Below are 13,166 nucleotides of genomic sequence, written 5' to 3'. Positions count from 1 at the left end.
ATTGCTCTAATAAACATGACTTGCGCAATTTTTAACCCAGGATAGATAATATCGCGCAATAGTTATTAAAAAGGCCTGTCCCATGAGCAAACTCGACCGATACGACCTCAGCATTTTGGCGGAATTGCAGCGCGACGCCCGCATCTCCAATCAGGAACTGGCCGAACGTATCGGCCTGTCGCCTTCGCCGTGTTCGCGTCGGGTCAAGCAACTGGAAGATGACGGCTACATTTCCCGCCAGGTCGCCCTGCTGGACCGCAAGATGCTCGGCCTGAGCCTGACCGCCTACGTGCTGATCGGCATGGACCGCCACACCCCCGAGCGTTTCGAGAACTTCGAGGCGGCGATCCGCAGCCTGCCGCAGGTCCTCGAATGCAGCCTGGTGACCGGGATGGACGCCGACTACCAGCTCAAGGTGGTGGTGCCGGACATGGATCACTACCAGAAACTGCTGCTCGGCCATCTGACCCGCATCGAAGGCGTGACCAGCGTACGCTCCAGCTTCGTGCTCAACCAGGTGCTCAACAGCACCGAACTGCCACTGACTCACCTGCGCAACTGAGCGCTATCTCTTCTGTAGGAGCGAGCTTGCTCGCGATAGAAATGTCCGCCCGCAACCGATGTATGGCCTGGAATATTTATCGCGAGCAAGCTCGCTCCTACAAGGACATGCAGAGCCTGTGACGACGAAGCGCACCTGGACCAATGCCCGGCCGCGGCCCCTTGGCGTATACTCGCCCCCGCCTTTTAGCCTTGCCCGTGCTGGAGATGTTCGATGGATCCTGCAGTATTCGAAGAGTGGATGATGACCGGTCTGGTGACCATCCTGATCATTTTCATGGCCTTCATCGTCTGGGATCTGGCGAAGAAGTCCAAGGCCGGACGCTTCGGCTCGTTCATCCTGTTCTTCGTCCTGGGCCTGGGCGTGGCCGCGTTCATTATCAAGAGCGTGGTGATCGGCCTGATCGAATCCGGCGCCTTATAAGCGCGCCGGAACCTCCTTCCACTGGCCCTGATCAAGCCCCTCGATCGTCCAGTCGCCGATCCTGACCCGCACCAGGCGCAATGTCGGCAACCCCACGGCGGCGGTCATGCGCCGCACCTGGCGATTGCGCCCTTCACGAATGATCAATTCCAGCCAACTGGTGGGCACGCTCTTGCGAAAGCGCACCGGCGGATTGCGCGGCCACAGTTGCGGCTCTTCCAGCTGCCGGGCTTCGGCCGGCAGGGTCATGCCGTCATTCAATTCCACGCCATCACGCAGACGCTGCAATTGCTCGGCCGTGGGCTCCCCCTCCACCTGCACCCAATAGGTCTTGGCCAACTTGTGCCTGGGATCGGCGATGCGCGCCTGCAACTGGCCGTCGTTGGTCAGCAGCAGCAAGCCTTCGCTGTCGCGGTCCAGGCGACCGGCCGGGTAGATGCCGGGTATCGCGATGAAGTCCTTGAGGGTCGCCCGCCCTTCGCCGTCGCTGAACTGGGTCAGCACATCGAAGGGTTTGTTGAACAGGATCAGCTTCGGCTCGGCCGGTGGCGCCTTGGCAACACGGCGCGGCGCGGAAGACGACGAAGGACTCTTCACGCCAGGGCGGCGGGAAGCGGGACGAGGAGGACGAGACATGGCGAAAAGAACATCTAACGGTCAGGGCCGACCATGCTAGTGGCCCGACCGTTAAATGACCATCCCGCGATCAGCGGAACGGCGGCTCGTCGAAGCTGCGCAGCTTGCGCGAGTGCAGCGAGTTGAGCTCGGTGCGCAGCAGATCCACCGCGGCGATACCGATCTTCAGGTGCTGGCTGACCGCGCGCTCGTAAAAGGCGTTGGCCGAACCCGGCAGCTTGATTTCGCTGTGCAGCGGTTTGTCCGAGACACACAGCAAGGTGCCGTACGGCACCCGCAGGCGATACCCCTGGGCGGCGATGGTGCCGCTTTCCATGTCCACCGCCACGGCGCGGGACAGGTTGATCAGCGGACGCTCCTGGGCCCAGCGCAACTCCCAGTTACGGTCGTCGTAGGTCAGCACGGTGCCGGTGCGCAGGCGTTTTTTCAGGTCGTCGCCCTTCTCGCCGGTGACGTTGGCGGCGGCCTGCTGCAATGCCAACTGCACTTCGGCCAGGGCCGGAATCGGAATGTTCGGCGGCACCACGCGATCGAGAATGCCGTCGCGACGCATGTAGGCATGGGCCAGTACGTAGTCGCCGATGGTCTGCGACTGCCGCAGGCCGCCGCAGTGGCCGATCATCAGCCAGCAGTGCGGACGCAATACCGCCAAATGGTCAGTGATGTTCTTGGCGTTGGACGGGCCGACGCCGATGTTCACCAGGGTCACGCCGTGGCCGTCGCTGGCCAGCAGGTGATAAGCCGGCATCTGGTAGCGGTGCCAGACCACCCCGGCGGCGATCGACGAGGCTTCGCCGTGGTCCATGCCCTTCTCGATGATCACATTGCCCGGCAGGACCATGCGCACGAACCGCGGATCGCTGCGCAGCTGTTCAAGACCGTGGGTGATGAACTGGTCGACATAGCGGTGGTAGTTGGTCAGCAGGATCCACGGCTGCACGTGGCGCCAGTCGCTGCCGGTGTAGTGCACCAGGCGGCGCAGGGAGAAATCCACGCGCGCGGCATCGAACAGCGCCAGGGGCAGCGGATTGGTGTTTTCCCAATCGTACAGCCCGTCGGCGATGCCATCGGTGGCGGCGGACAGGTCGGTGCTGGGGAACACTCGCGCCAGCACCGCAGCGGTGACACCGGAACCGGCCAGCTCATCGCCCTGCTCGACCACGTACGGATACGGGATGTTCTGCTCGCTGACGCCCACTTCCACGGTCACGGTGAAGTCGTGCATCAGGGGCACCAGCTGTTCCAGCAGGTACTTACGGAAGGCGGCGGGATGGGTGACCGTGACGCTGTAGGTGCCCGGCAACTGGACCTTGGCGTAGGCGCGGGTGGTCTGCGGGACTTCGCCCTGGCAGAGATAGGTCAGGCGTAATTCCGGGTAACGAAACAGGGCGCGCTGTTCGGCGTCCGGTTCGACACGATCCTTGAGGTAACGCTTGAGCGCCTGGCTCAGCGACGTGGTGGCCCGCTCATGCAAAGCGGCAAGCCGGTCCACGGCTTGCTCGGCGGTTTGAACGACAATAAAAGCTTCGGTCACGGTAAGCATCCTGTGTTCTGATCTTGCAGGCCTTCATCTTGCCTGCAACGCCGTCTCACGGGAACAGCGGAATATGCGTAGGAGCGAGCTTGCTCGCGAAAGATCTTTCAGGCCCCAGCCGATCGGTAGCCTGGACTATTTATCGCGAGCAAGCTCGCTCCTACAACAAACCAGTCAGAAGCCTGCCGGGGTCGAGCGCGCGACTATCGCTTCCACATCCAGCCCTCGCGGCAAGGTGCCGTAGACCCTTCCTGCCGAACCCAGGCGACTGGCGATAAAGGCATCGCTGACCACCGCGTTGCCGGCTTCCAGCAACAGCTTGGCCTGCAGGCCCAGGGCGATGTCCTCGGTCAGCTGGCGGGCGCGGTACTGAATGTCGTCGGTGTCCTGGAAGGCGCCTTTCAGGTTGGCGATATGCGCGGCCAGGCGCCTGTCGCCATGGCCATCGCCCAGCTCGGCGAACAGCGCATCGAGCACGCCCGGCTCCTTGGACAAGGCACGCAGCACATCCAGGCACTGCACGTTGCCGGAACCTTCCCAGGTCGAGTTGACCGGCGCTTCGCGGTACAGCCGCGGCAGAATGCTCTCCTCGACATAACCGGCGCCGCCCATGCACTCGGCGGCCTCGTTGATCATTGCCGGGGCCCGCTTGCAGATCCAGTATTTGCCCACCGCCGTCACCAGCCGCGAGAACATGGCTTCTTGCGGGTCATCCAGGTTATCCAGCGCGCGGCCCATGCGCAGACTCAAGGCCAGCGCCGCCTCGCTTTCCAGCGCCAGATCGGCCAGTACGTTCTGCATCAAGGGTTGCTCGCTGAGCACACGCCCGCCCACCAGCCGATGGGCACAGTGATGGGCGGCCTGGGTCAGGGCCTGGCGCATCAGCGAGCTGGAGCCGACCATGCAATCGAAGCGGGTCATGGCCACCATCTCGATGATGGTCGGCACGCCGCGCCCTTCTTCACCGATCATCCACGCCAGGGCCCCGCGGAACTCCACTTCGCTGGAGGCATTGGAGCAATTGCCGAGCTTGTTTTTCAGGCGCTGGATATAGAACTGGTTGCGGCTGTCATCCGGACGATGGCGAGGCAACAGGAAGCAGGTCAGGCCTTTTTCGGTCTGGGCCAGGGTCAGGAAGGCGTCGCACATCGGCGCCGAACAGAACCATTTGTGGCCCACCAGCTCATAAGCCTGCCCCGGCCCCGTAGCGCCCACCGGATACGCCTTGGTGGTGTTGGCGCGCACATCGGTACCGCCTTGTTTCTCGGTCATCGCCATGCCGATGGTGACACCGGCCTTGTGGGCCATGCCGACATTGCGTGGGTCATATTCGGTGGCGAGGACTTTCGGCAGCCATTGTTCGGCGAGATCCGGCTGCAGCTTCAACGCCGGCACACAGGCGAAGGTCATGGTCAGCGGGCAACCGCTGCCGGCCTCGGCCTGGCTGTGCAGATAAGTCATGGCGGCGCGCGCGACATGCGCCCCGGATTGCGGATGAGCCCAGGGCAAGGACGTCAGGCCGTGCTCGATGGCGGTACGCATCAGCTCGTGATACGCCGGATGAAACTCCACCAGGTCGAGGCGATGCCCGTAACGGTCATGGCTGGTGAACACCGGCTTGTTCTGGTTGGCCAGGAACCCCGCCTCCATCAGCGGCCCACCGGCCAGGGCACCGTAGGCGTCGATCCGCGCTTCGGCCCAACCAGCGCCGAAACGCCGTGCCCACTCCTGCAACGGCAGATCGATTCGATAGAGGTTGGTACCGTCCAGGGAAGGTGGCTGGTTGGTGACTTCGTGGGTCTCGGCGAACTGGTGCAGGTTCATGTCGGGGCTCCTTGAGGGGTGTGCCAGAACCTCAGTTAAGCACCCCCTCCCCACCGAACAAAGTGGCATACCCGCCTAAATGCCGGCGCTTTCGCCCTGCTCCGAGGTCAGCACCCGACGCGCCAGAACAGCTTGCAACTCCTCGAATTTCACCGGCCAAGAGAGGTAATCGAGCAGGCAGCGCTCAGCCTCCACAGCGTGCGCCGAGGCCGACACCAGCAGCACCGGCAAGCCGGCGCAACCCTGCATGCCGCGCATCTGATCGCACAGCTTGAGCGCCTCGGCCTGCTCGATCTGGCAATCGAGCAGCACCGCATCCACCGACTCCCGGCGCAACAACGCCAGCGCCCCGCGAGCGTTCTCCGCCGTGCGTACCTGATAACCCAGCTTGAGCAACATGCCGCGGATCACCAGTTGATTGATGCTGTTGTCGTCCACCAGCAGCACGCTGCAATCCTGCGGCCTGCGCCGGACGGCGCGGACCCGCAAGGCCGGCTGGGAGGCCATAGGCTGCTCGCCGTCCACATCGAAGGTCACCTCCAGCCGGAAACAGCTGCCACGCCCCGGCTCCGATTCGTGGGTCAGGTGACCACCCAGCAGATCCACCAGTTGCCGACAGATCGCCAGCCCCACGCCCAGCCCGCCGTATTCACGGGTCATTGAGCCATCGAGCTGGAAGAAGCGCTGGTACAACGAGGCCTCATCGAGATTGACGAAACCGATGCCGGTGTCGATCACCGCGAAGGTCAGCGCCACCCGCCCGGTTGCCACCGGCTTGCCAGTCACTCGCAGGACCAGGCCGCCCACCCGGGTGAACTTGATGGCATTGTCCAGCAGGCACTCCAGGCACTGGCTCAACTTGCCACGATCGCCCAGCAGCCGATCGGGCAGCCCGGCGGCCAGGTCGACATCGAAGCCCAGCCCCTTGGCCGAGGCGTTGGCGCAAAACTGGCCCAGCAAAGCATCGAGCAGCGAACGCAGGCTGAAGCTCTCGTGCTGGGCACTGAGCTTGCCGGCCTGCAGTTCGGTCAGGGTCAGGATGCCATTGACCATGCGCATCATGTCCCGGGCCGAACCGGCGGCAGTCTGCTGGTATTGCTCCAGCTCCGGATCGAGATCGACGGTCTGCATCAGCTCCAGGGAACCGATCACCCCATTCATCGGCGTGCGCAGTTCGTGGGTCAGGGTGGCGAGAAACTCATCCTTGAGCCGGTTGCTGTGGGCCAGCTGCTGGTTGAGCACTTCGAGCTTCTGCCCGGCATCGAACAGGGTCTGCGCCTGCTGTTCGCGCATCGAGTTGATGCGGTCGGCCAGGGCCAGCGACAACAGCGCCACCTCGATGGCCGAACCGATCTGGCTGGAATACATGGTCAGGAACATATTCGGCAGATAACCCAGCACCATCAGGGTATTGATGATCCCGCCCACCAGGAACGCCGACCAGGCGATGATGAAGTAACGCGCCACGCGCATGCCGCGGCACCAGGCGACGATGCCGGAGACGAAGATCACCACGGTAAAGACCAGCGCCAGGGCCGTGGCCAGACGCAACGCCAGGGCGTAGCTGGTCATCAGCGACAGGGCCACCACCACAATGCTGCACAGGATCAGCACCAGCAGCAGGCGATCGACCCAGCGGCTGTGGCTGGCGGTCTGCAGGAAACTGCGGGCGAACTGACTGCCGAACAGGGCCGCCGCGCCAATGAAAAACGGCGTCGCCGCGTTGGCCCACCACGGGTTGTCCGGCCAGAAGTACTCCACCGCGGCGCCGTTCACCGACAGTTGGTACAGCCCGAACGAGGCGATGTAGAGGATGTAATAGAGGTAACTGGTGTCGCGCACGCTCAGGTAAATGAACAGGTTGTAGACCAGCATCCCCAGCAGCACGCCGTAGATCAGGCCGAGTACATACAGGCGCACCGGCTGCGCTTCCAGGTACGCCGTGCTGGACCAGAGCGTCACCGGCGCCTGGACCGAGCCCTGGCTCTGCAGGCGCAGGAACAGGGTCTTTTGCTCGTAGGGCGCAAAACTCAGGTCGAACAGGTAATTGTTCTGGCGGATCTGCCGGCTGTCGAACGGCAAGGCATCGCCGGTGCGCTGGGCCAGACGGTAGCCACCGGTTTCATCGGGCACATACAGTTCCAGATGATCGAGCGGCGGATAGGCCAGCTCCAGCAGCCAGGTGTGTCGTATGGAAGGGTTGGCGGGACGGTAGCTGAGGTGGATTTTCAGCCAGAATGCCGAGCGGGAGTAACCGGCGTTGAGGGTGGCCTTGTCATGGGTCTTGAAACTGCCGGCCATCGCCGCTGTGCTGACATCCGCGATCGTTGCCTGACCACTCGCGTCTTCAAACACCTGCATCACCCGACCCAAGGGCAGGCTTTGGGTGAACTCGTCGAACTCGACCGCGCCAGCCAGCATCGGCAAGCTCAACAGCAACATCAGCAAATAGCGCATAAAGCCCCAGCGTGGCTTGTCCGGTTATGTCAGGAAGCCCCCCATTTCCCTTTGAGTAGACGTAAAACCGGCATTACCTGTTATTGGTTTGGATCCACTCTAGCATAGCCGTTGATGGCCAATGAACACCACCAAAAACTTTAGTTTAAAGGCTCTAGAACGGGCGTTTCAGCGCTATCCATTGATCTAGAGCTGTTGCCTCGGTCAACTTGTCGGGAAGGCGGAAAAACCAGCTCCGGCCAACGCGCGAGGGGCCGTGCAAAAAAGACGTTTGGTGGTAAGCTCGCGCACCATGAATATCTACAGCTCTCGCCCCGTTGTCCTCTGTCTCTCCGGCCACGACCCCAGTGGCGGCGCCGGCCTGCAGGCAGATATCGAAGCCCTGCTCGCCCAGGGTTGCCATGCAGCTCCCGCTGTGACCGCGCTGACCGTGCAGGATACGGTCAACGTCAGCGACTTCCGCGTGCTGGATCGCGAGTGGGTGCTGGCCCAGGCCAACGCCGTACTCAACGACTCCACGGTCGCCGCGGTCAAGCTGGGCATGCTCGGCTCGCTGGAAATGGTCGACACCGTGGTCGAGCTGTTGCAGGCGCATCCGCACCTGCCGATGGTCTGCGACCCGGTATTGCGCGCCGGCGGCGGCGGGCGCCTGGGCAAGGACGAGGTCGGTTACGCCATGCGTGAACGCCTGCTGCCACTGGCGACCATCGCCACCCCGAACCTTCCGGAAGCACGAATCCTCGCCGAGTTGCCCGAAGGCACTGCGGACCAATGCGCGGAAAAGCTCCTGCCATTCGTCAAACACCTGCTGATCACCGGCGGCCATGGCGACGAGCATGAAGTGCATAATCGCCTGTACAGCCGCGACGGCAGCCGTCACACCTACACCTGCCAGCGGCTGCCGGGCAGTTATCACGGTTCCGGTTGCACTCTGGCCAGCGCCCTGGCCGGACGCCTGGCCCAGGGCGAAAACCTGGCCAGCGCCGTGAAGTCGGCCCTCGATTACACCTGGCGCACCCTGCGCGACGCCGAGCAACTGGGCCAAGGCCAGTTCGTACCGCGCCGCCTGCCGCTGGACTTCTGCTCGTAAGCCATGAGGCTCGCTCGATGAAACTACGTGGTCTGTATGCCATTACCGACAGCCAACTGTTGGCCGGCAAATTCCTGCAGTACGTGGAGGCGGCGCTCGACGGTGGCGTGACCCTCCTGCAATACCGCGACAAGAGCAGCGACGAGGCCCGCCGTCTGCGCGAAGCCGAAGCCCTGCACAGCTTGTGCGAGCGCTATAAGACACAACTGATCATCAACGACGACGCCGAGTTGGCCGCGCGCATTGGCGTCGGCGTGCACCTGGGCCAGACCGACGGCCCGCTGACTCCGGCCCGTGCCCTGCTCGGCCGCCAGGCGATCATCGGCTCGACCTGCCACGCCCAGCTGGAGCTGGCCGAGCAAGCCGCCAAGGAAGGCGCCAGCTATGTCGCCTTCGGGCGCTTCTTCAATTCCAACACCAAGCCCGGCGCGCCGACGGCCAACCTGGAGTTGCTGGACCAGGCCCGCGCCCGGCTGCACCTGCCGATCTGCGCGATCGGCGGCATCACCCTGGAGAACGCCGCGCCGCTGGTCGCCCATGGCGTCGACCTGCTGGCCGTGGTCCATGGCCTGTTCGGCGCCGACAGCGCCCAGGAAGTGACCCGCCGTGCCCGCGCCTTCAATGCCCTCTTCTAACCGCTGATTTCCGAGAGTCCGATCATGTCTCGTTCCGAAACCCTGTTTGCCAATGCCCAGAAACACATCCCCGGTGGCGTGAACTCGCCCGTGCGTGCGTTCAAGAGCGTGGGCGGCACGCCGCTGTTCTTCAAACACGCCGAAGGCGCCTACGTCACCGACGAAGACGACAAGCGTTATGTGGACTACGTCGGTTCCTGGGGGCCGATGATCCTTGGCCACAGCCATCCGGATGTGCTGGACGCGGTGCGCAAGCAGCTGGAACACGGTCTGTCCTACGGCGCCCCGACCGCCATGGAAACCGAAATGGCCGACCTGGTCTGCTCCATCGTGCCGTCCATGGAAATGGTGCGCATGGTCAGCTCCGGCACCGAAGCGACCATGAGCGCGATCCGCCTGGCCCGTGGTTTCACCGGCCGCGACAGCATCATCAAGTTCGAAGGCTGCTACCACGGCCACTCCGACAGCCTGCTGGTCAAGGCTGGCTCCGGCGCGCTGACCCAGGGCGTGCCCAGCTCGGCCGGCGTACCGGCGGCCTTCGCCAAACACACCCTGACCCTGCCGTTCAACGACATCGACGCGGTCGAGAAGATGCTCGCCGAAGTCGGCCAGGAAGTGGCCTGCATCATCGTCGAGCCGGTGGCCGGCAACATGAACTGCGTGCCACCGGCCCCGGGCTTCCTCGAAGGCCTGCGCAGCCTGTGCGACAAGCACGGCGTGGTGCTGATCTTCGACGAAGTGATGACCGGTTTCCGCGTCGCCCTGGGCGGTGCCCAGGCGCACTACGGGGTGACCCCAGACCTGTCCACCTTCGGCAAGATCATCGGCGGCGGCATGCCGGTGGGCTGCTTCGGCGGCAAACGCAAGATCATGGAACACATCGCGCCGCTGGGCCCGGTCTACCAGGCTGGCACCTTGTCGGGCAACCCGCTGGCCATGGCCGCCGGCCTGACCACCCTGCGCCTGATCAGCCGCCCGGGCTTCCACGCCGAGCTGAGCGACTACACCAGCCGCCTGCTCGACGGCCTGCAGCAACGCGCTGACGCCGCCGGCATCCCGTTCGTGACCACCCAGGCGGGCGGCATGTTCGGCCTGTATTTCAGCGGCGCCGACGATATCGTCACGTTCGACGATGTGATGGCCAGCGATGCCAACCTGTTCAAACGCTTCTTCCACCTGATGCTCGAAGGCGGTGTCTACCTGGCCCCGAGTGCCTTCGAAGCCGGCTTCACCTCGATCGCCCACGGCGACGCCGAGCTGAAACTGACCCTGGACGCGGCCGAACGCGCTTTCGCTGCCCTGAAGTAACCTTCCCCGCCAAACCGGCGCCACACTTGCTGGCGCCGGTTTTACGCTGCATTCGCGCCCCAACTCCCGAAACAGCCCCGAAAGCGGCGGATATCGCGCCCGCGCAGCAGAAAAACGAGTAAAGACTTTGTAAGGTTGGCCCTGCTTATTTCATAATGCGCGCTTATTGGATCCCTCGATGGGTCCGCGCGCCCTTCAGAGGTAAGTCGATTCCCATGAACCGCACCGGCCGCGCCCTTGCACTGGGCTGCCTGTTGCTCCTTCAGCCCCTGCTCGCGCACGCACAAGCAGGCGGCAACTCGTTGTTGATCCCAGCGATGGGTCGCTGCACCCTCAATACTCAGTCACAGGATCTGTCCGAGGCCCTGGCGGTCTGCCAGAAGGCGGCTGACGAAGGGGATGCGCAAGCGCAATACGAGTTGGGCGAGTTCTACTACGAAGGTAAAAATACCCCGCGCGATCTCAATCAGGCCCTGAGCTACTTCGAAAAGGCCTCGCTGCAAGGCCACGCCCAGGCGCAATTCAAGCTCGGCACCATGTTCTTTCGCGGCGAAGGCGTACCGGCCAACAACGTTCAGGCCTATATCGTGCTGAAGATGGCCGCGGTCAACGGCGCCGAAGAGGCACTGGACACGGCCGACGAAGTGGCCGAGCACATGCAGCGCGATGAGCTGGAAGTCGCCACCCAGGTGCTGGGGCAGATTTTCCGCAAATACCTGATGGAATTGCAGAGCGCCGACGGGCGTTCGCCCTTCTCACCCCTGCCTTGATGACATCGCGAGCAAGCTTGCTCGCGATAGCACACTCGATACAGCCCTTACTTCTCAGGCATCGGCATCGGAAACGGCATGACGTTGCTCACGCCACGCGCCTCGCTGATCTTCGGCGTACCCAGGCGCTCGACCTCGTCGATGCGCACGATCGAATGCATCGGCACAAAGCTGCGCACCACGCCTTCGAACTGGGCCTTGAGCTTCTCTTCGCTCGGATCGACGACCACTTGCGTGCGCTCGCCAAAGACGAACTCTTCCACCTCCAGGAAACCCCACAGATCACTTTGATAGATCTGCTTGGCGTACATTTCGAACACCTGTCCCTGGTTGAGGAAAATCACCTTGTAGATTGGAGCTTCACGTTTGGTCATGGTGGGCGGGTAACACATCGGGGGATATAAAAGAGGGCGCGAACTATAGCATAGCCACCGGACGCGCAGCGGTAGGAACCTCAGGCCATGTTCCCTATAATGCGCGGTTCTTTGAATCACGTGATGACTCCGTCCATGGCCAAGAAGCTCTACATAGAAACCCACGGTTGCCAGATGAACGAGTACGACAGCTCGCGCATGGTCGATCTGCTGGGTGAACACCAGGCTCTGGAAGTCACCGCCCGCGCCGAAGACGCGGACGTCATCCTGCTCAACACCTGCTCGATCCGCGAACGAGCCCAGGACCGGGTGTATTCCCAACTGGGTCGCTGGCGCGAGCTGAAGCTGGCCAACCCGGACATGGTCATCGCCGTCGGCGGTTGCGTGGCCAGCCAGGAAGGCGCGGCCATCCGTGATCGCGCGCCCTATGTCGACGTGGTCTTCGGCCCGCAGACCCTGCACCGCCTGCCGGAAATGATCGATGCCGCCCGCAGCAGCAAGCTGCCGCAGGTCGACGTCTCGTTCCCGGAAATCGAGAAATTCGACCACCTGCCAGAGCCGCGCATCGACGGCCCGAGTGCCTATGTCTCGGTGATGGAAGGCTGCAGCAAGTACTGCACCTTCTGCGTGGTGCCCTACACCCGTGGCGAGGAAGTCAGCCGGCCGTTCGACGACGTGATCTGCGAGATCATCCACCTCGCGGAAAACGGCGTGCGCGAAGTCACCCTGCTGGGGCAGAACGTCAACGGCTACCGTGGCCAGACCCACGACGGCCGCCTGGCCGACCTCGCCGAACTGATCCGTGTGGTCGCGGCGGTCGACGGTATCGAGCGCATTCGCTATACCACCTCCCATCCGCTGGAGTTCTCCGACAGCCTGATCCAGGCCCACGCCGAAGTGCCGGAACTGGTGAAACACCTGCACTTGCCGGTGCAATCGGGTTCCGACCGGATTCTCGCAGCCATGAAGCGCAACCATACGGCGCTGGAATACAAATCCAAGCTGCGCAAACTGCGCGCCGCCGTGCCGGGCATCTGCATCAGCTCGGACTTCATCGTCGGCTTCCCCGGCGAGACCGAAAAAGACTTCGAACAGACCATGAAGCTGATCGAAGACGTCGGCTTCGACTTCTCCTACTCGTTCGTCTACAGCCAGCGCCCGGGCACCCCGGCGGCCGACCTGGCGGACGACACCCCGGAAGAGTTGAAAAAGGAACGCCTGAACGCGCTGCAACATCGGCTGAATCAGCAAGGATTCGAAATCAGCCGACAAATGGTCGGTTCGATCCAGCGCATCCTGGTTACCGACTATTCGAAGAAAGACCCGGGCGAACTGCAGGGGCGGACCGAGAACAACCGCATCGTCAATTTCCGCTGCGACAACCCGACGCTGATCGGCCAGTTTTCCGATGTGCATATCGACTCGGCCCAGCCTCACTCGCTGCGCGGATCGCTGCTGCAATAACCTCCTGCCGATGCGGGCTGACCAGTGGTAGTGGCCTCGGGCACGCCATCGCCGGGAAGCCGGCCTCCAAGGAAAATGTGGCGAAAGAC

Annotated in this window: 12 protein-coding genes; 7 read left to right on the top strand and 5 right to left on the bottom strand. The window is 63.2% G+C overall.

Going from position 1 to position 13,166, the window contains the following annotated elements:
- Positions 1-82: 82 nt before the first annotated feature.
- Positions 83-562 (top strand): Lrp/AsnC family transcriptional regulator, encoded by a 480-nt coding sequence (locus BM019_RS23410; RefSeq protein ID WP_009045772.1) that lies wholly within the window; start codon positions 83-85, stop codon positions 560-562.
- Positions 563-775: 213 nt separating this feature from the next.
- Positions 776-985: a DUF2788 domain-containing protein gene (locus BM019_RS23405; RefSeq protein WP_007927060.1), complete on the top strand. Its 210-nt coding sequence runs from the start codon at positions 776-778 to the stop codon at positions 983-985.
- Here the strand turns inward: BM019_RS23405 and BM019_RS23400 are convergent.
- The 4 genes from BM019_RS23400 to BM019_RS23385 form a co-directional block, all read right to left on the bottom strand.
- Positions 980-1,621, bottom strand: a complete 642-nt coding sequence (locus BM019_RS23400) for a pseudouridine synthase (protein WP_009045773.1) — start codon at positions 1,619-1,621, stop codon at positions 980-982. The genes BM019_RS23405 and BM019_RS23400 overlap by 6 nt on opposite strands.
- Positions 1,622-1,691: 70 nt before the next feature.
- Complete coding sequence (amn, locus tag BM019_RS23395) at positions 1,692-3,164, bottom strand: AMP nucleosidase (protein WP_162270017.1); 1,473 nt, start codon at positions 3,162-3,164, stop codon at positions 1,692-1,694.
- 165 nt (positions 3,165-3,329) lie between these two features.
- Positions 3,330-4,979: an acyl-CoA dehydrogenase family protein gene (locus tag BM019_RS23390; protein WP_092420647.1), complete on the bottom strand. Its 1,650-nt coding sequence runs from the start codon at positions 4,977-4,979 to the stop codon at positions 3,330-3,332.
- A 75-nt stretch (positions 4,980-5,054) separates the two neighbouring features.
- A complete protein-coding gene (locus BM019_RS23385; protein ID WP_092420645.1) occupies positions 5,055-7,436 on the bottom strand; it encodes a hybrid sensor histidine kinase/response regulator in 2,382 nt (793 codons plus the stop codon).
- Between the two features lie 292 nt (positions 7,437-7,728).
- Between BM019_RS23385 and BM019_RS23380 the strand changes: the two genes are divergently transcribed.
- The 4 genes from BM019_RS23380 to BM019_RS23365 all read left to right on the top strand — a co-directional run bounded on the left by BM019_RS23380 (position 7,729) and on the right by BM019_RS23365 (position 11,239).
- Positions 7,729-8,526: a hydroxymethylpyrimidine/phosphomethylpyrimidine kinase gene (locus tag BM019_RS23380; protein ID WP_007927070.1), complete on the top strand. Its 798-nt coding sequence runs from the start codon at positions 7,729-7,731 to the stop codon at positions 8,524-8,526.
- Between the two features lie 17 nt (positions 8,527-8,543).
- Positions 8,544-9,161 (top strand): thiamine phosphate synthase, encoded by a 618-nt coding sequence (gene thiE / locus BM019_RS23375; RefSeq protein WP_009045778.1) that lies wholly within the window; start codon positions 8,544-8,546, stop codon positions 9,159-9,161.
- 24 nt (positions 9,162-9,185) lie between these two features.
- On the top strand, positions 9,186-10,469 hold the full coding sequence (hemL, locus tag BM019_RS23370) for a glutamate-1-semialdehyde 2,1-aminomutase (protein WP_009045779.1): 1,284 nt from the start codon (positions 9,186-9,188) through the stop codon (positions 10,467-10,469).
- A 215-nt stretch (positions 10,470-10,684) separates the two neighbouring features.
- A complete protein-coding gene (locus BM019_RS23365) occupies positions 10,685-11,239 on the top strand; it encodes a tetratricopeptide repeat protein (RefSeq protein ID WP_007927077.1) in 555 nt (184 codons plus the stop codon).
- A 47-nt stretch (positions 11,240-11,286) separates the two neighbouring features.
- Here the strand turns inward: BM019_RS23365 and BM019_RS23360 are convergent, their stop codons facing one another.
- Positions 11,287-11,613: a DUF1820 family protein gene (locus BM019_RS23360; RefSeq protein ID WP_007927079.1), complete on the bottom strand. Its 327-nt coding sequence runs from the start codon at positions 11,611-11,613 to the stop codon at positions 11,287-11,289.
- 135 nt (positions 11,614-11,748) lie between these two features.
- Between BM019_RS23360 and miaB the strand changes: the two genes are divergently transcribed.
- Entirely contained in the window at positions 11,749-13,077 is a 1,329-nt protein-coding gene (gene miaB / locus BM019_RS23355) for a tRNA (N6-isopentenyl adenosine(37)-C2)-methylthiotransferase MiaB (RefSeq protein WP_175510722.1), read from the top strand.
- Positions 13,078-13,166: the final 89 nt, after the last annotated feature.

This window comes from Pseudomonas sp. NFPP07, from assembly GCF_900115645.1.
Lineage (GTDB): Bacteria > Pseudomonadota > Gammaproteobacteria > Pseudomonadales > Pseudomonadaceae > Aquipseudomonas > Aquipseudomonas chlororaphis.
The sequence above is the reverse complement of the archived record's forward strand: the minus strand, read 5'-3'. Positions and strand labels throughout refer to the sequence as shown.